The organism is Nocardioides dongkuii, from assembly GCF_014127485.1.
GTDB classification, from domain to species: Bacteria; Actinomycetota; Actinomycetes; order Propionibacteriales; family Nocardioidaceae; genus Nocardioides; species Nocardioides dongkuii.
Map to the genome: position 1 here is coordinate 3059191 of NZ_CP059903.1, position 17370 is coordinate 3076560.

At 71.3% G+C, this 17370-nt stretch carries 16 protein-coding genes; 5 read left to right on the plus strand and 11 right to left on the minus strand.

Translation table 11 applies throughout. From position 1 onward, the window contains the following. Positions 1-470: 470 nt before the first annotated feature. From metG to H4O22_RS14780, 4 genes are read right to left on the minus strand one after another with little or no spacing between them, the layout of a single operon-like run. Complete coding sequence (gene metG / locus H4O22_RS14765) at positions 471-2261, minus strand: methionine--tRNA ligase (protein ID WP_182524128.1); 1791 nt, start codon at positions 2259-2261, stop codon at positions 471-473. 58 nt (positions 2262-2319) lie between these two features. Then, the gene (locus H4O22_RS14770) at positions 2320-2925 is read right to left on the minus strand and encodes a mycothiol-dependent nitroreductase Rv2466c family protein (protein WP_182524129.1); all 606 of its coding nucleotides are present in this window, start codon (positions 2923-2925) and stop codon (positions 2320-2322) included. A 41-nt stretch (positions 2926-2966) separates the two neighbouring features. After that, complete coding sequence (chrA, locus tag H4O22_RS14775) at positions 2967-4346, minus strand: chromate efflux transporter (protein ID WP_182524130.1); 1380 nt, start codon at positions 4344-4346, stop codon at positions 2967-2969. Positions 4347-4364: 18 nt separating this feature from the next. After that, a complete protein-coding gene (locus H4O22_RS14780) occupies positions 4365-5990 on the minus strand; it encodes a CHAP domain-containing protein (protein ID WP_182524131.1) in 1626 nt (541 codons plus the stop codon). Positions 5991-6097: 107 nt separating this feature from the next. Here H4O22_RS14780 and pepN point away from each other — a divergent pair, with 107 nt between their 5' ends. After that, complete coding sequence (gene pepN, locus H4O22_RS14785) at positions 6098-8644, plus strand: aminopeptidase N (protein WP_182524132.1); 2547 nt, start codon at positions 6098-6100, stop codon at positions 8642-8644. Positions 8645-8694: 50 nt separating this feature from the next. On the opposite strand, the gene H4O22_RS14790 is transcribed toward pepN, so the two are convergent. From H4O22_RS14790 to H4O22_RS14805, 4 genes are read right to left on the minus strand one after another with little or no spacing between them, the layout of a single operon-like run. Continuing rightward, positions 8695-9660 carry an SPFH domain-containing protein gene (locus tag H4O22_RS14790; RefSeq protein ID WP_182524133.1) on the minus strand — a complete coding sequence of 322 codons (966 nt, stop codon included), beginning with the start codon at positions 9658-9660 and terminating at the stop codon, positions 8695-8697. Positions 9661-9681: 21 nt separating this feature from the next. Continuing rightward, on the minus strand, positions 9682-9924 hold the full coding sequence (locus H4O22_RS14795; protein ID WP_182524134.1) for a hypothetical protein: 243 nt from the start codon (positions 9922-9924) through the stop codon (positions 9682-9684). Positions 9925-9934: 10 nt separating this feature from the next. Beyond that, a complete protein-coding gene (locus tag H4O22_RS14800; protein ID WP_182524135.1) occupies positions 9935-10324 on the minus strand; it encodes a DUF5130 family protein in 390 nt (129 codons plus the stop codon). Then, positions 10311-10676 carry a hypothetical protein gene (locus H4O22_RS14805; RefSeq protein ID WP_182524136.1) on the minus strand — a complete coding sequence of 122 codons (366 nt, stop codon included), beginning with the start codon at positions 10674-10676 and terminating at the stop codon, positions 10311-10313. Before H4O22_RS14805 ends, H4O22_RS14800 begins: the two co-directional genes overlap by 14 nt. A 78-nt stretch (positions 10677-10754) precedes the next feature. Here H4O22_RS14805 and H4O22_RS14810 point away from each other — a divergent pair, with 78 nt between their 5' ends. Further along, positions 10755-11813, plus strand: a complete 1059-nt coding sequence (locus tag H4O22_RS14810) for a mechanosensitive ion channel family protein (protein WP_244962980.1) — start codon at positions 10755-10757, stop codon at positions 11811-11813. Between the two features lie 6 nt (positions 11814-11819). On the opposite strand, the gene H4O22_RS14815 is transcribed toward H4O22_RS14810, so the two are convergent. Next, a complete protein-coding gene (locus H4O22_RS14815) occupies positions 11820-12245 on the minus strand; it encodes an OsmC family peroxiredoxin (RefSeq protein ID WP_182524137.1) in 426 nt (141 codons plus the stop codon). 111 nt (positions 12246-12356) lie between these two features. Here H4O22_RS14815 and H4O22_RS14820 point away from each other — a divergent pair, with 111 nt between their 5' ends. Next, entirely contained in the window at positions 12357-12731 is a 375-nt protein-coding gene (locus H4O22_RS14820; protein WP_182524138.1) for a globin, read from the plus strand. A 15-nt stretch (positions 12732-12746) separates the two neighbouring features. Here H4O22_RS14820 and H4O22_RS14825 read toward each other — a convergent pair whose 3' ends face one another. Next, the gene (locus tag H4O22_RS14825; protein ID WP_182524139.1) at positions 12747-13619 is read right to left on the minus strand and encodes an acyl-CoA thioesterase; all 873 of its coding nucleotides are present in this window, start codon (positions 13617-13619) and stop codon (positions 12747-12749) included. 113 nt (positions 13620-13732) lie between these two features. Between H4O22_RS14825 and H4O22_RS14830 the strand changes: the two genes are divergently transcribed. Next, positions 13733-14947, plus strand: coding sequence for an acetyl-CoA C-acetyltransferase (locus H4O22_RS14830; protein ID WP_182524140.1), 1215 nt, complete (start codon positions 13733-13735; stop codon positions 14945-14947). 123 nt (positions 14948-15070) lie between these two features. Then, positions 15071-15559 (plus strand): MarR family winged helix-turn-helix transcriptional regulator, encoded by a 489-nt coding sequence (locus tag H4O22_RS14835; RefSeq protein WP_319804060.1) that lies wholly within the window; start codon positions 15071-15073, stop codon positions 15557-15559. A 103-nt stretch (positions 15560-15662) separates the two neighbouring features. Here H4O22_RS14835 and ettA read toward each other — a convergent pair whose 3' ends face one another. Next, complete coding sequence (gene ettA, locus H4O22_RS14840; RefSeq protein ID WP_182524142.1) at positions 15663-17345, minus strand: energy-dependent translational throttle protein EttA; 1683 nt, start codon at positions 17343-17345, stop codon at positions 15663-15665. Between the last annotated feature and the right edge of the window lie 25 nt (positions 17346-17370).

Here is a 17370-nt window from a genome sequence, read left to right on the forward strand (position 1 = left end):
TTGCGGTTGCCTGTCGGGTCACCGGGTTTCGACATCGCTCAGGCGCCAGGGCGCCTTCGCTGCTCAACCACCGGCGGGGACACGGCGGGGACCTCGGCACGTCCGGAGCTCAGGGCGGAGGTCTCGATACGCCCGCTCGTTCCTCGCGGGCTACTCGACCACCGAAACCCTCTTGCGGGGTCTCGATGCGCCGGGGTCGGGGCCGTCTGTCGGGTCACCGGGTTTCGACATCGCTCAGGCGCCAGGGCGCCTTCGCTGCTCAACCACCGGCAGGGTCTCGATACGCCGGGGTCGGGGCCGTCTGTCGGGTCACCGGGTTTCGACCACGCTCAGGCGCAGAGCGCCTTCGCTGCTCAACCAACGGTGGTCGAGCAGCGAGGAGCGCCAGCGACGAGCGTTGTCGAGACCCCCGCAGCGTCCCCACGACCCTGATCGAGGCCCCGGGGTTCGCTCACCGGATTCGACAACGCTCAGCCACCGGCGAGGCGTGCGAGCTCCTCGTCGACGACCGAGGGGTCGAGCTTGGTGAAGACGGGGGTGGGCTTGGCGACGGGGGTGCCGACGGCGATGGGGTGCCGCTGCCAGGTGGGCGCGGTGGTGTAGTCGCCGGTGATGATCGGGTACGACGGGCCGCCGTCGAGGTCGTCGACCTCCTCGATGCGCGGCATGGGCGCGATCTGCCCCGTGCCGCCGAAGGCCTCGTCGACCGCGTTGGCGGCGAACGGCAGGAACGGCGCGAGCACCAGGTTGAGGTCGGCGACGCACTGCGCGGTGACGTGCAGGATCGTGCCGAGCCGCTCGGGGTCGTCCTTGATCTTCCAGGGCTCGGAGTCGGAGACGTACTTGTTGACCTCGCCGACCACGCGCATCGCCTCGCCGACCGCCTGCTTCTGGCGGTGCCGCGCGATCAGGTCGCCGACCGTGCCGAACGCCGCCTCGGTGGCGGCGAGGACGGCCTCGTCCTCGGGGGTGAGCGGCCCGGCGGGCGGGATCTCGCCGAAGTTCTTGGCGATCAGGTTGGCGGTGCGGTTGACCAGGTTGCCCCAGCCGGCGACGAGCTCGTCGTTGGTGCGCCGGACGAACTCCGCCCAGGTGAAGTCGGAGTCCTGGCTCTCCGGGCCCGCCGCGGCGACGAAGTAGCGGAACGCGTCGGGCTGGTAGCGGCTGAGCAGGTCACGGACGTAGATCACGACCTTCTTCGACGAGGAGAACTTGCGCCCCTCCATCGTCAGGAACTCCGAGGAGACCACCTCGGTCGGCAGGTTGAGCACGCCGTACTCCCGCGGCTCGCCGCCGCGGGAGCCCTTGCCCGAGTAGGCGAGAAGCTCCGCGGGCCAGATCTGGCTGTGGAAGGTGATGTTGTCCTTGCCCATGAAGTAGTACGACAGCGCCTCGGGGTCGTTCCACCACTCGCGCCACCGCTCCGGGTCGCCGGTACGACGGGCCCACTCGATCGATGCCGAGAGGTAGCCGACGACCGCGTCGAACCAGACGTACAGCTTCTTCGTGGGGTTCTCGCGCCAGCCGTCGAGCGGCACCGCGATGCCCCAGTCGATGTCGCGCGTCATCGCGCGCGGGCGGATCTCCTTGAGGATGTTCTGGCTGAACCGGATGACGTTGGGGCGCCACAGCCCGGTCGCGGCGCGCTCGTCGAGCCACTCCTCGAGCGCGTCGGCGAGCGCCGGCAGGTCGAGGAAGAAGTGCTGGGTCTCGATGAACTCCGGCGTCTCGCCGTTGATCTTCGACCGCGGGTTCTTGAGGTCGGCGGGGTCCAGCTGGTTGCCGCAGTTGTCGCACTGGTCACCGCGCGCCCCGTCGTACCCGCAGATCGGGCAGGTGCCCTCGATGTAGCGGTCCGGCAGGGTGCGGCCGGTGGACGGCGAGATCGCGCCGTACGTCGTCCGCTCGACGAAGTAGCCGTTCTCGTAGACGCCGAGGAACAGCTCCTGCACGACCGCGTGGTGGTTGCGGGTGGTGGTGCGCGTGTAGAGGTCGTAGGTGCAGCCGAGCGAGGCGAGGTCCTCGGCGATGATCCGGTGGTTGCGGTCGGCGAGCTCCTGCGGCGTCACGCCGGCCTCGTCGGCAGCGATCAGGATCGGGGTGCCGTGCTCGTCGGAGCCGGAGACCATCAGCACGTCGTGGCCCGCCATCCGCATGTAGCGGCTGAACACGTCGGAGGGCACACCGAAACCGGCCACGTGACCGATGTGGCGCGGGCCGTTCGCGTACGGCCAGGCGACGGCGGACAGGACTGAAGTCATGGCGCTGATCCTAGGGTTGCCGCCGTGGCCACCACCGCGGCGGTGGTCACGAGCGCGATCAGCTGAAGTCGAGCTCCCCGGTGCGCGAGCGCTTGAGCTCGAAGAAGTACGGGTAGCCCGCGAGCAGCACCGCGCCGTCCCACACCTTGCCGGCCTCCTCGCCGCGCGGGATCGCGCTGAGGACCGGCCCGAAGAACGCGGTCCCCTCGATGGCGATCGTGGGCGTGCCCACCTCGTCGCCGACCTGGTCCATGCCGAGGTGGTGGGACTTCTTGATCGCCTCGTCGTAGGACGAGTCGTCCATCGCGTCGGCGAGCGACGTCGGCAGGCCGACCTCCTCGAGGGCCGCCTCGATCGTGGCGCGGTCGTACTGCCCGCCCTGGTCGTGCTTGCGAGTGCCGAGCGCGGTGTACAGCGGCGCCAGCACCTCCTGGCCGTGCTGCTGCTCGGCGGCCATCACGACCCGCACGGGCTCCCAGGCGGTCCGCAGCATCTCGCGGTAGTCGTCCGGGATGTCCTTGTCCTCGTTGAGGTAAGCCAGGCTCATCAGGTGCCAGGTGACGGAGATGTCGCGCACCTTCTCGACCTCGAGGATCCAGCGTGAGGTGATCCACGCGAACGGGCATAGCGGGTCGAACCAGAAGTCGGCGTTGGTGGTCGTCATGTCCCGCTGAACAACGGGACCGGGCCGGCTCTTCCCGTTGCTCAGGACAGAAGCACCTCGAGACCCAGCCCCAGCAGCGCACAGACCCCCAACGTGCGCAGCACCGACCACCGCAGCCGCAGGACCAGCACCAGCGCGACCGCCGCGACCAGCACCGCCGGCCAGACGACCGAGGACCACACCGGCACGAGCAGCCCGAGGTGCTCCGCGCCCAGCCGGCGGGTGTCCGCGAACAGCGTGTGCACCGCGAAGTACAGCGCCAGGTTCGCGATCACCCCGACGACCGCCGCCGTGACCCCGGCCAGCGCGGCGGTGAGCGCCCGGTTGCCGCGGAGCCGCTCGACGTACGGCGCGCCCAGGAAGATGAACAGGAAGCTCGGCACGAACGTCACCCACACGGTGAGCAGGGAACCGACCACCGCCGCCACCCACGGGTCGAGGCCGCCCGGGTCCCGGTAGGCGCCGAGGAACGCGACGAACTGCACGACGATGATCAGCGGTCCCGGCGTCGACTCGGCCAGCGCGAGCCCCTTGGCCATCTCGTTGGCGGACAGCCAGCCGTAGCTCTCGACCGCCGCCTGCGCGACGTACGACAGCACGGCGTACGCGCCGCCGAAGGTGACCAGCGCCAGCCCGCCGAAGAACAGGCCCTGGTCGGTGAGCACGGTCTCCCGGCCGCCGGCGAGCGCCCAGACCAGCAGCACCGGCGCCACCCAGACGGCCAGGCCGAGGGCCAGCACCAGCAGGTTGCGGCGCGCCGAGGGCGCCGCCCGGTGCAGCGCGTCGTCGGGCACCACCGGCGGCGGACCGTCGTCGGCCACCGCCGGGGCGGTCATCGCCGCCGGGTCCCGCCGGCCGACCAGCCAGCCGACGACGCCCGCGCCCAGCACCACCAGCGGGAACGGCAGCCCGAGGACCGCCAGCCCGACGAAGGCGCCGAGGGCGAGGAGCACCGCGGTGCGGCCGTGCAGCGCGCGCCCGCCGATCCGGACCACGGCCTGGACGACGACGGCGAGCACGGCCGGCGCCAGCCCCAGGAACAGCCCCGTCACGACCACCGTGTCGCCGTGCGCGACGTACGCCCAGGACAGCGCGAGCAGGGCGACGACCCCCGGCAGCACGAAGAGGACACCGGCGATCAGCCCGCCCAGCCAGCCGTTGAGGAGCCACCCCGCGTAGACCGCCAGCTGCTGGGCCTCCGGGCCGGGCAGCAGCATGCAGTACGACAGCGCGTGCAGGAACCGCCGCTCCCCGAGCCACCGACGCTCGTCGACCAGCTCCCGCTGCATGACCGCGATCTGGCCGGCGGGACCGCCGAAGGTCTGCAGCGAGATCAGGAACCACGCCCGGGTGGCCTCGCGCAGCGGGACGAGGTCGTTGCTGGCGCGGCGCACCGCGCCATTGGAGCGGGTCGGACCCACCTCGTCAACGAAGGACGGTCAGGGACGCAGGACCCGTACGTGCGTCCTGGCCTTGCCCGGCTTCACGACCTCCGTGCCGAGGAACCGCACGCGCACCGGCTTCCGCCCCGCGGTGAGGCCCGGGACGACCACGCGGGCGCGCCCGCCGACGACCTGGGCCGGCACGCTGCGGGTGCCGACGAGGACCGTGACCTCGCCCGTGGGCGCGTCGACGCCGGGGGCGCGGACGCGCACCCGCACCACGGCGCGGCCGGGCCTGCCGACCGCGGTCGCCGTGACCGTCGCCCGGGTCGTCACGACGCCGGGGGCCGGCAGCGGCACCGCGAGGCTGCGGTAGCTGCTCCGGGCGAGGTCGACGCGCGCCTCGAGGCGGTGGCCGACGTCCGCCGCCCCGATCTCGTACGACGGGCCGTTCGCGCCGGCGACGGCCACGCCGTCGCGCAGCCACGTGTAGCGGGCGGTGGCGTCGACGGGGTCGACGGTGCCGGGCCGGACGGTCAGCACCTTCCCGTACGCCGCCTTGCCGGCGAGCGTGAACGGGGTGGGGGTGCTGATCACGCCGGCCAGCACCGGGGCGGTAGCGGCCGTGGTGACCGCGACCGTCTCGTAGGCGGTGGCCTTCACCGAGACCCGGGCGGTGATCCGCTTGTCGATCAGGGCCTGGGTCAGGGCGAGCGACCAGCCCGTGGCGTCGGGGATCTCGGTGCCGTCGGCGAACCACCGGACCCGGCGGATCTCCGGGGTCGGCGTCCAGGTGCCGAGGCTGACCTGCAGCACCTCGTCGACCTGGGGCGTGCCGGAGATGACCGGCGCCTCGGCGTTGACCATCGTGCCGGGCGCGACGACGCTCGCCGTGCTCGCCGAGGCGGTGCCGGCGGCGTAGCCCTTCTTGGTCGCGGTGACCGTGACGCTCAGCTTCTTGCCCTTGACCGCCGCCGTCGGGGTGAAGGTGCTCGCGGTCGCGCCAGGCACTGCGACGCCGCCCGCGGCCCACTGGTAGGCGTAGTTGCCGGCGGGGTTCCAGGTGCCCTGGGTGGCCGTGACCGGCGTCCCGACCTTCGGGGTGCCGACGATGCTCGGCGGGGCGGTCGGCGCGAGCACCTTGTCGTTGAAGTGGATGAACCCGCTCGGCCAGCCGCGGCCCTCCTTGGTGATCGTGCGCCAGTGGAAGTCACCGCCCCAGCTGTCCTCGGACACGACGATCGTGGTGCTGGAGACGACCTGCTCGACGTACGCCACGTGGCCGCTCGACCCGGCGCCCGGCACGTTCGCCTTCCACCAGGCGATGGCGCCGACGGTGGGCGTCTGGTCGGTGATGTGCTTCATCGCCACGCCCCAGTTGCTGGCGTTGCCCTCACCGCTCCACGGCCGCTTGTTGGGCATGCCGCTGCGCACCATCCGGTAGGCGGCGTAGTTCGTGCAGTTGTGGCCGCCGTACATCTGCCAGTACATCGTCGCGCTGTTCCCCCGGTAGCCCGCGTGCGGGTACCCCTGGTCGGCGCACGCCTGGTAGCCCGAGCAGAGGTACGTCGAGTCGGCGGTGGCGGGCGCCGAGGGCAGCGCGAGGACGCTCCCAAGGAGCAGCGCGATGCCGGCCAGGGCCGCCGCGAGGCGTTTGCGTGACGCGTGTGACTGCTGATGCACGAGAGCACTCTAGTGAAGATTGTCAAGCCTGACACGCCGTTCGAGAATGACATTGTTGTAGTTCTCTGGATTGCCGGGGGTGCCCACGCCGGTGGCAGGATGCCCGCATGCCTGGAACCAACCTCACCCGGGACGAGGCCGCGACCCGCGCCGCGCTCCTGGACGTCACGTCGTACGCCGTCGACCTCGACCTCACCACGGGCGAGAAGACGTTCGCGTCCACGACCACCATCTCGTTCACCTGCGCCGAGCCCGGCGCCTCGACGTTCGCCGACCTCGTCGACGCGACCGTCCACGAGATCACCCTGAACGGCGAGCCGATCGACCCGGCCACGGCGTACCAGGACAGCCGGATCGCGCTGTCCGGCCTCGCGGCCGAGAACGTCCTGGTGGTCCGGGCCGACTGCACCTACTCGCGCACCGGCGAGGGGCTGCACCGGTTCGTCGACCCCGTCGACGACCGCGTCTACCTCTACTCCCAGTTCGAGGTCCCGGACGCCCGCCGGGTCTACACCACCTTCGAGCAGCCCGACCTCAAGGCGCCGTTCACGTTCACCGTGACCGCGCCGTCGCACTGGAAGGTCGTCTCCAACTCCCCGAGCCCCGAGCCCGAGGACGCCGGCGACGGCACGGGCGTGTGGCGGTTCGCGCCGACCAAGCCGATGTCGACCTACATCACCGCGATCGTCGCGGGCGAGTACCACGAGGTCCAGCACGTCTACCGCGGCAAGCACGGCGACATCCCGCTCGGCCACTTCTGCCGGCAGTCGCTGGTGGAGCACCTCGACGTCGAGGAGCTCGTGAAGATCACCGAGCAGGGCTTCGCGTTCTTCGAGGAGGCCTTCGACTACCCCTACCCGTTCGGCAAGTACGACCAGCTCTACGTGCCGGAGTACAACATGGGCGCGATGGAGAACGCCGGCTGCATCACGCTGCGCGACGAGTACCTCCCCCGCAGCCGCCAGCCCCGCTCGTTCTACGAGTTCCGCTGCTCGGTGATCCTGCACGAGATGGCGCACATGTGGTTCGGCGACCTCGTGACCATGAAGTGGTGGGACGACCTCTGGCTCAACGAGTCCTTCGCGGAGTGGGCCTGCTACCACGCCGAGGTGGAGGCCACGGAGTACACCGACTCCTGGACCGGCTTCGCCAACGCCCGCAAGCAGACCGGCTACCGCCAGGACCAGCTGCCGTCGACGCACCCGATCGCCGCCGACAACCACGACCTGCAGGCCGTCGAGGTCAACTTCGACATGATCACCTACGCCAAGGGCGCCTCGGTGCTCAAGCAGCTGGTCGCGTGGGTGGGCCTCGAGGACTTCATGGCGGGCCTGCGGCAGTACTTCAAGGACTTCGCGTTCGGGAACTCCGAGTTCACGGACCTGCTGGCCGCGCTCGAGCAGGCCTCCGGCCGCGAGCTCGGCGGCTGGGCGCAGGAGTGGCTCCAGACCGCCGGGGTCAACACCCTCGCGGCGGAGTTCGAGCTCGATGACGAGGGCAGCTACACGCGCCTCGCGGTGCGCCAGACGGCGCACCCGGACTGGCCGACCCTGCGCCGGCACCGGATCGGCATCGGCTTCTACGACGAGGTCGACGGCCGCCTGGTGCGCCGCGACCACGTCGAGGTCGACGTGGACGGCGAGCTCACCGAGATCACCGAGGCCGTCGGGCGCCGGCAGCCCGACCTGCTGCTGCTCAACGACAGCGACCACACCTACGCCAAGATCCGCCTCGACGAGCGCTCGCTCGCCACGGCCGTCGGCGGGCTCTCCCGGCTCGACGACTCGCTGGCCCGCGCCCTGGTCTGGGGCGCCGCGTGGGACATGACCCGCGACGCCGAGATGTCGGCGACCGCGTACGTCGACCTGGTGCTGGCCAACATCGGCTCCGAGACCGACGCCTGGGGCGTGAGCCGGATCCCGACGTACGCCGCCCAGGCGGTGACGCTGTACTCCGCGCCGGAGAACCGCGACGCCCTGCGGGCGCGCTGGGAGAGCGGGCTGCGCGCGCTGCTCCTCGACGCCGAGCCGGGCAGCGACCAGCAGCTCACCTTCGCCCGCACGTACGCCGGGGCGGCGCGCTCCGAGCAGGCGCTCGCCGACCTCGAGGCGCTCCTCGACGGGTCGCTGGAGGTCGAGGGCCTCGCCGTCGACCAGGACCTGCGCTGGACGCTGCTCACCGCCCTCGCCGCCGCCGGCGTCGCGGGCGAGGACCGGATCGCGGCGGAGGAGACCCGGGACGGCACCATCTCGGGCCAGGAGAAGGCGGCCGGTGCGCGCGCCGCCCAGCCGACCGCGGAGGCCAAGGCCGCCGCCTGGGACGCCGCGGTGCTGCGCGACGACACCCCGAACGAGACCCAGCGCTCGATCATCCTGTCCTTCCAGCGGGCCGGGCAGGACGACGTGCTCACGCCGTACGTCGAGCGCTACCTCACCGAGGCCGACACCATCTGGGACCGCCTCGGCACCCAGCGGGCCTCGACGGCGCTGGAGTTCATCTTCCCGCGGCAGCTGGTGAGCCAGGACCTCCTGGACCTCTACGACGCGTGGCTGGAGAGCTCTCCGGCCCCGCCGGCCGCGAAGCGCTACGTGCGTGAGGGCCGGGCCGACGTCGCCCGCGCCCTCGCCGCCCAGGCCAGGGACGCGCAGGCCTGATCGCGGCTCGACACCTCGTCGCGACACACGGCGGCTGACCGGACTCCCGGTCAGCCGCCGTTGCCGTTGGTGATCAGGCTCCCCGTCGACGGCTGGAAGGGGTTGAGGCCCTGGTCGATGGCGTACTGCTGCAGGTAGCCCTGCTGGCCGAGCACGTCGACCCGCGCCTGGATCTTCTTGGCCTCGGCGCGCTCCACCTCGACCTGCGCGAGCGCCGCCGCGGCCCGCGACTCCGCCTCGGCCTGGGCGGCCTTGGCGGCCGCCACCGCGGCCTGCTGCTTGACCAGCTCGTCCTTGATCGACTGCGGGGGCTCCGGCTTCTGCAGCGTCACCGCGAAGCTCTCGAAGAACTCGGTGTCGCCGTCGGTCTGCCGGTTGACGAGGTCGGGGAGCTGCTCGAGGACGGCCTGCTCCCAGGCGGCCTTCTTGCTGGGGTCGGTGTAGAGCTCGACGTAGGTGTACTGCTGGCCCGCGCGGTCGATCGCGGTGTCGAGCGGCCGCGCGATGTAGACCGAGAGCATCTCGCGCCAGCCGCTCGACCGGACCCCGTCCTCGGTCATGTAGGCCTGGTAGCGGTTGCCGATCAGCTCGTGGAAGCGCTGCAGCGCGCCCCCGGCGTACGTCTTCCCGCCGATCTCCTCGGACTCGCAGCGGGTGTTGAGCAGGAAGTTCGTGACCCCCTCGACGGTCATCTCGATCCCGTCCCGGGTCACGAACGTGATCGGGGCGCCGTCGCCCTCGTCGGCGTCGAAGACGAAGTTGGTCTGCGAGGACGGGTAGGCGAAGTGGCCGTCACCGGGACCGTCGAAGACCCGGTTCGACGGGCCGATGCAGTCGGAGAACCGCTTGGAGCTGAAGGCACCGCCCTTGTAGTGCAGGGCGACCTGGTCGGGACCCGTCGACGCCGTCGACGGGCGGACGAAGACCAGCGCGACGAGGATCAGGAGCAGCAGCAGGCCGATCGGCAGGAGCACCTTGGCGAGGCGGGACCGGGGCGTGGAGGCGGGGCTGCTCATGGGGGACCTTCCGGACTGGGGTCACGGGAGCTCCGGGCGGCCCTCCCGTTCGGCGGTGCGGATCGTATCGATGATGATCGTGGAGAGCTCGGGGTCGATCTCCCGGTGGGACCAGGCGATCTCCTTGAGGTCGTCGACCAGCACCTCGAGCCGGCGGGTCTCGGCGTGCGCCCGGCGTACCCGCTCGTGGGCGGCGGCGTACGCCGCCCAGCCCAGCAGCGCCGCGACGAGCACGGCGAGGACCGCGAACAGCGCGACGGGCACCACGGCTGCCCTACTGCGGGCCGACGTGCAGGGTCTGCGGCGCGCGGGCGTGCTCGGCGAGCATGATGATGCCCCGGCGCAGGCCGCCGACGAGGTCGCCGTCGGCGAAGGCCGACTGCATGGCGATCACCGCGAGCTCGACCTCGGCGTCGGTGAGCGTACGTCGCGCGTAGCCGCCGGTGACGACCTCGAGCAGGCGACGGGTGGGGTCGACCATGATCAGGATGCTGCGGGCCGGTGCCACGAGGGAGTTGTGCAGCCGGGTCGCGAACGGCCGCGGCTCACCCTCGGCGCTGCCGACGAAGACGGAGAACTCGAGGCGGCACAGCTCCTCCGCCTTGCGGATCGTGGCGTCGAGCGCGTAGCGCTCCGCCGGGGTGAACGGGTCACCAGCGGGCACTGGCTCCACCTGCTTCGGACACGTCGGTGTCGGGGCCCGCGAGCTCGGCGGCGCTCCGGCTCGGGCCGCCGATCCACTGGTTCTCCACGGCGGGGGCGCCCGGGGCGACCCGCTCGCCGCGCACCATCGGGGGGATGTAGACGAACGCCGTGATCAGCAGCGCCAGGGCGAGGGGGATGCCGCCCAGGACCAGCAGCGCCCACAGGACGTCGACGTCGTCGGGGTTCGACCAGCCCTCGGGGACGTCGGCACTCGCCGGTCCGGCCACCGCGACGAGCGCGACGGTGAGGCCGAGCAGGAGCACGGCGCGGCGGAGACGGGTCGCGGCGGGAGAGGTCTCGGGCGTGGTCACGAGATGAGGATATCGGGCCGGCGCGCGGGCCGGGTCGCCGGTTCGTCGTGCCCCGGGCGGATGTGAATACTGGGGCGCATGTCCGCCGCCCTCGAGAACGCCGGACCGTGCGCGCCCGGAGAGCAGATCTGCAACATGGCCCTGGAGTGGACGGGGAACGCCACCGTGGCCGAGGTCGCGGACGTCCTGATCGGGGCACCGCTGGCCATCGCCGGCCTGGCCGCCCTGGGACTGTTCCTGCGCTGGGTCCTCCACAGCCTGGTCGACCGGCTGGTCCTCCGCGCCGGGGAGGGCGTGCTGCCGGCCCGAGGCTCCCGCCTGTCCCTGCTCCGGCGGCGGCGCGGCGAGGAGTCCCCCGCCCCCAGCGTCTTCGTCTCCACCCGCCGGGTGCAGCGCGCCAAGACCATGGGTGACCTGCTGAAGAGCATCATCACCGGGATCCTGGTGGCGATGTTCGGCACCATGATCCTCAGCGAGCTGGGCGTGAACATCGCGCCGATCATCGCCAGCGCCGGCATCATCGGCATCGCGCTGGGCTTCGGCGCCCAGTCGCTGGTCAAGGACTTCCTGTCCGGCGTCTTCATGATCGTCGAGGACCAGTACGGCGTGGGCGACGTCGTCGACGTCGGGGAGGCGACCGGCACCATCGAGGCGGTCAGCCTCCGGGTCACCCGGCTCCGCGACCTCAACGGGACGGTCTGGTACGTCCCCAACGGGGAGATCATGCGGGTCGGGAACATGAGCCAGAACTGGTCGCGGGCCGTCGTCGACGTCAGCGTCGGCTACTCCGAGGACCTGGTCCGTGTGCAGCGGGTGCTGCGGGAGATCGCCCACGACCTGTGGCAGGACGAGGACTACCGCGGCGTCATCATCGAGGAGCCCGAGGTGACCGGCGTCGAGATGCTCGCCGCCGACGCGGTGAACCTCCGGGTCCTGGTCAAGACCTCCCCCAACGAGCAGTGGGCCGTCGCGCGCGCCCTGCGCCAGCGGATCAAGGCCCGCTTCGACCACGAGGGCATCGAGATCCCCTTCGCCCAGCGGGTCGTGTGGCACCGCGACGAGCAGCGCAAGGAGCAGCCCCAGGACGCGACGGCGGGCTCCCCCTCCGCAGAGGAGAAGCCCGCCGGCGAGAGGTGAGCGCGCTCAGCCGAGCGACGCCTCCAGCGTGATCGTGGTGCCGGCGAGCGCCTGGCTGACCGGGCAACCGGCCTTCGCCGCCTCGGCGAGCTCGACGAACTTCGCCTCGTCGAGACCCTCGACGGTGCCGACGACGGTCAGCTTGATGCCGGTGATGCCGGTGCCGGGCGTCAGCTCGACCTCCGCGGTGGTGCGCAGCGACGTGGCCGGGGTGTCGTTCTTGGCCAGGCCGTTGGAGAGCGCCATCGAGAAGCAGGAGGAGTGCGCGGCGGCGATCAGCTCCTCGGGGCTGGTCTTGCCGTTCGCCTCCTCGGCGCGCGAGGGCCAGGACACGTCGTACGTGCCGATCCCGGACGACTCGAGCGTCACCTTGCCGGACCCCTCGAAGAGGGTGCCTTCCCAGTTCGTGGTCGCCTGTCGGGTGGTAGGCATCTGCAGATCACTCCTCGTGGGTCGGGGCTGGGTCGCGGAGGGCTCCGCTCCCCCGCGAGTCTTGCACGCCCGGTTTCGCCTCCCGGCGCGCCGCTGGGAGAGGATGGCGCGGTGAGCACCTTCTACGACGAGATCGGCGGCTACGCCACGATCACGCGGATCGTGGCGACCTTCTACGAGGGAGTCCGGTCCGACGAGGTGCTCCGACCGCTGTACCCCGAGGAGGACCTCGGTCCGGCCGAGGTGCGCTTCCGCGACTTCCTGGTGCAGTACTGGGGCGGACCCAAGACCTACTCCGAGGAGCGCGGCCACCCGCGGCTCCGGATGCGGCACGCGCCGTTCGCGATCGGACCCGTCGAGCGCGACCACTGGCTCCAGCACTTCCGCGAGGGCCTGGACGCCGTCGACCTCACCCCGGAGCAGGAAGAGAAGTTCTGGGACTACGTCACCCACGCGGCGCAGTTCATGGTCAACACCTTCGACTGAGCTGGCGAGGCCGGGTCAGGCGGACGCGAAGGCGACCAGCCGCTGCCGGATCGTGGGCTCCGGCGCCGCGGGGCGCTGGGAGGTCTCGTCCACGAACACCAGCACCACCCGGGCCCGGGCCAGGACGTCGTCGCCGTCGCGGATCTCCGACTCCACCACCGCCGAGGTCCGGCCCACGTGGGAGAACCAGGACCACGAGTCGTACGGCTCCTCGCGGAACAGGATCGGGCGGCGGTAGTCGACCTCGGTCTGGGCGACGACGACCGCGGGACGGCGTACCGCGGCGGGGAGGTCGTCCCAGAGCCGCGACATGAGCACGATCCGGGCCTCCTGGAGGTACTCGAAGTACTTGACGTTGTTGACGTGGCCGAACACGTCGACGTCGGAGAACCGCACCCGCACCGGGTAGTGGCCGAGGTCGGTCACCCGGGCGGGGGTGGGCTCGGAGGCCGCGACCGGCGCGGGCTCCTCGTGCAGCGCGGCCAGGGTCGCCCGCTCCTCGGGGGTCAGCCGGCGGGGCCGCTCCTCGCTGAAGACGTACGGCGTGAGCACGGTCGTCGCGCGCACGTAGACGGTGCGTCCCTCGGGCGCGGCCGGGTCCTCGTCGTAGACCTCGTAGGCCATCGTGAACGTCGCCGCGCGCACCTCGGTGACCCAGCAGTCGATGAGCACCGGACGGAACCGGAAGTGCAACGGCTGGAGGTAGGCGACGTCGTGCCGGACGACCACCAGCCCCTCGACCAGGCCCGCGGTCGCCGTGGGGCGACCGTGGGCGCGGAGCAGGTCGACCCGCGCCTCCTGGAGGTAGTCGACGTAGACGACGTTGTTGACGTGACCGAGCGGGTCGAGGTCGGCCCAACGCATCGGGCACTCGTAGCGGTGGCGCATCCCCGGATGCTGCCAGAGGTCGCGGGAGCGTGACGTACGCCTCGTCTCACGGACCCCGCGAGCGTCTAGGGTTGCCAGGCAACGACAGCGCCGTCAAACACCAGGAGTGACCTATGCCCGAAGCCGTCATCGTCTCCGCAGCCCGATCCCCGATCGGCCGCGCGAACAAGGGGTCGCTCAAGGACCTGCGTCCCGACGACCTGACCGCGACCATCATCCAGGCTGCCCTGGACAAGGTCCCCGGTCTCGACCCGACGACGATCGACGACCACTACCTCGGGTGCGGCCTCCCGGGCGGCGAGTCGGGCAACAACATGGCCCGGATCGTCAACGTGCTGATGGGTCTCGACAGCGTCCCCGGCGCGACGATCACCCGCTACTGCTCCTCCTCGGTGCAGACCTCGCGGATGGCCTTCCACGCCATCAAGGCCGGCGAGGGCGACGTCTTCATCTCCGCCGGCGTCGAGACCGTGTCCCGGTTCTCCAAGGGCACCTCCGACCACTGGCCCGACACCAAGAACCCGCTCTTCGCCGACGCCATGGCACGCACGGAGAAGACCGCCGAGGGCGGCCAGGGCTGGCACGACCCCCGCGAGGACGGCGTGCTGCCGGACGCCTACATCGCGATGGGCCAGACCGCCGAGAACGTCGCCAAGCTGCGCGGCCTCTCGCGCGCCGAGCTCGACGAGTTCGGCGTCCGCTCGCAGAACCTCGCGGAGAAGGCCATCGCCGACGGCTTCTGGGAGCGCGAGATCACCCCGATCACCACCCCGGACGGCACCGTGGTGACCAAGGACGACGGCCCGCGCGCGGGCGTCACCATCGAGGCCGCGAGCCAGCTGAAGCCGGTGTTCCGGCCCGACGGCGTCGTCACCGCCGCCAACTGCTGCGCCCTCAACGACGGCGCGGCGGCGGTCATCATCATGTCCGACACGAAGGCCGCCGAGCTCGGGCTGAAGCCGCTGGCCCGGATCGTGTCCACCGGCGTCTCGGGCCTCTCCCCCGAGATCATGGGCCTGGGCCCGGTCGAGGCCACCAAGAACGCCCTCAAGCACGCGGGCATGAGCATCGGCGACATCGACCTCGTCGAGATCAACGAGGCGTTCGCCGCGCAGGTCGTGCCGTCCTACCAGGACCTCGGCATCGACATCGACCGGCTCAACGTCAACGGCGGCGCGATCGCCGTCGGTCACCCCTTCGGGATGACCGGTGCCCGGCTGCAGAACACCATGCTCAACAGCCTGGACTGGCACGACAAGTCCACCGGCCTGATCACGATGTGCGTCGGCGGCGGCCAGGGCATGGCGATGATCCTCGAGCGCGTCTAGTCAACGAACCCCGCGAACGCCTGGCCACGGAACGTGGCCAGGCGTTCTGCTTGCTCGGCCAGGCCGTCCGGCATGTCCCCGGTCTACCAGCCCGGAGGGTCCACGGGACATACACTGCGGCGCGTGGCAGATCTCGAGGTCGGCACCCGGTGGCTCGACGACCAGCAGCAGCGCTCCTGGCGGGCGCTGGTGATGGGGACGACCCTGCTCTTCGACCGGCTCGACGACGACCTGCGCCGGGCGTTCGACCTCTCGCTGGTCGAGTACGAGATCCTGGTGCGCCTCTCCGAGCGGGACGGGCAGATGCGGATGGCGCAGCTCGCCGACGCCCTGGCCCACAGCCGGAGCCGGGTGACCCACACCGTCGCCCGGATGGAGAAGGCCGGGCTGGTGCGCCGCGCGAGCTCCCCGGAGGACGGCCGCGGGATCGTGGCGGCGCTGACCGAGGAGGGCCGGGCCCTGCTCGAGCGCGCCGCCCCGCTGCACGTCGAGGGGGTCCGCGAGCACCTCGTCGACCTCGCGGGCGACGCCGACCTGGCGGCGCTCGGCCGGGTCATGAACGCCGTCTCCGACCACCTGGTCGCCGCCCACCCGGAGATGGAGCTGAGGTAGGCCGCGCCAGCGGACTACCTGATGGTGGTCGAGCGAGCGCCGCGACTGAGGAACGAAGTCGCGACGCGCGTGTCGAGACCCGGTGGGGCGGCCGGAGCCGAGGTCAGTCGCGCGTGAGCCGGCGGTGGGTGACCCGGTGCGGCCGGGCCGCCTCGATGCCGAGGCGCTCGATCTTGTTCTCCTCGTAGGCCGCGAAGTTGCCCTCGAACCAGAACCAGCGCGCGGGGTCCTCCTCGGTGCCCTCCCAGGCGAGGATGTGGGTGGCGATGCGGTCGAGGAACCACCGGTCGTGCGAGGTGACCACGGCGCAGCCGGGGAAGTCCAGCAGCGCGTCCTCGAGCGAGGACAGGGTCTCGACGTCGAGGTCGTTGGTGGGCTCGTCGAGCAGCAGCAGGTTGCCGCCCATCTTGAGGGTGAGCGCGAGGTTGAGCCGGTTGCGCTCGCCGCCGGAGAGGACGCCGGCCTTCTTCTGCTGGTCGGGGCCCTTGAACCCGAACGAGGCGACGTAGGCGCGGGAGTTCATCTCGAAGTTGGCGACCTTGATGAAGTCCAGGCCGTCGGAGACGACCTCCCAGACGTTCTTCTGCGGGTCGATGCCGCCACGGCTCTGGTCGACATAGGACAGCTTGACCGTCTGGCCGACCGCCAGCTTCCCGGCGTCGGGCTGCTCGCTGCCGGTGATCATCCGGAACAGCGTGGTCTTGCCCACGCCGTTGGGGCCGATCACGCCGACGATGCCGGCGCGCGGCAGGGAGAACGACAGGTCCTCGATGAGCGTGCGGCCCTCGAAGCCCTTGGTGAGGTGGTCGGCCTCGAGCACCACGTCGCCGAGGCGCGGACCGGCGGGGATGTTGATCTCGGAGGTGTCGATCTTGCGCATCCGGTCGGCCTCGGCCGCCATCTCCTCGTAGCGCGCGAGACGCGACTTGCTCTTGGTCTGGCGGGCCTTGGCGTTGGAACGGACCCATTCGAGCTCGCGCTCCAGCGCCTTGGCGCGCTTGACGTCCTTCTGCCCCTCGATCTTGAGGCGGTCCTTCTTGGTCTCGAGGTACGTCGAGTAGTTGCCCTCGTAGGGGTGGGCCTGGCCCCGGTCGAGCTCGAGGATCCACTCCGCGACGTTGTCGAGGAAGTACCGGTCGTGGGTGATCGCCAGGACGGCGCCGGGGTAGGACTTGAGGTGGCCCTCGAGCCACTGCACCGACTCGGCGTCGAGGTGGTTGGTGGGCTCGTCGAGCAGCAGCAGGTCGGGCTGCTGGAGCAGCAGCTTGCACAGCGCGACGCGGCGGCGCTCACCTCCGGAGAGGTTGTCGACCAGGGCGTCCGGCGGCGGGCAGCGCAGCGCGTCCATGGCCTGGTCGAGGCGGCTGTCGAGGTCCCAGACGTTGGCGGCGTCGAGCTCGGTCTGCAGGTCCCCGGCCTCGGTCGCGACCTTGTCCTGGTCGGCGTCCGGGTCGCCCATCATCATGTAGAGCTCGTCGAGGCGCGCCATCTTGGCCTTGACCTCGGCGACCGCCTCCTCGACGTTCTCCAGGACGGTGCGGCCCTCGGTCAGCGGCGGCTCCTGCTGGAGCATGCCGACGGTCGCGCCGGGGGCGAGGATCGCGTCGCCGTTGTTGGCGTGGTCGAGGCCCGCCATGATCCGCAGCAGCGAGGACTTGCCGGTGCCGTTGGGACCCACGACGCCGATCTTCGCCCCGTGAAGGAACGACAGGGTCACGTTCTCGAGGACGACCTTGTCGCCGTGGGCCTTGCGCACGTTGCGCAGGGTGAACACATATTCCGCCATGGTCCCCGAGCGTAGTTGCTGCACC

Coding starts and splice junctions, on each gene's coding strand:
- H4O22_RS14810 (WP_244962980.1), top strand. CDS start 10,755: ATGTCCGCCGCCCTCGAGAACGCCGGACCGTGCGCGCCCGGAGAGCAG.
- H4O22_RS14830 (WP_182524140.1), top strand. CDS start 13,733: ATGCCCGAAGCCGTCATCGTCTCCGCAGCCCGATCCCCGATCGGCCGC.
- H4O22_RS14790 (WP_182524133.1), bottom strand. CDS start 9,660: ATGAGCAGCCCCGCCTCCACGCCCCGGTCCCGCCTCGCCAAGGTGCTC.
- H4O22_RS14815 (WP_182524137.1), bottom strand. CDS start 12,245: ATGCCTACCACCCGACAGGCGACCACGAACTGGGAAGGCACCCTCTTC.
- H4O22_RS14825 (WP_182524139.1), bottom strand. CDS start 13,619: ATGCGCCACCGCTACGAGTGCCCGATGCGTTGGGCCGACCTCGACCCG.
- metG (WP_182524128.1), bottom strand. CDS start 2,261: ATGACTTCAGTCCTGTCCGCCGTCGCCTGGCCGTACGCGAACGGCCCG.
- ettA (WP_182524142.1), bottom strand. CDS start 17,345: ATGGCGGAATATGTGTTCACCCTGCGCAACGTGCGCAAGGCCCACGGC.
- H4O22_RS14770 (WP_182524129.1), bottom strand. CDS start 2,925: ATGACGACCACCAACGCCGACTTCTGGTTCGACCCGCTATGCCCGTTC.
- pepN (WP_182524132.1), top strand. CDS start 6,098: ATGCCTGGAACCAACCTCACCCGGGACGAGGCCGCGACCCGCGCCGCG.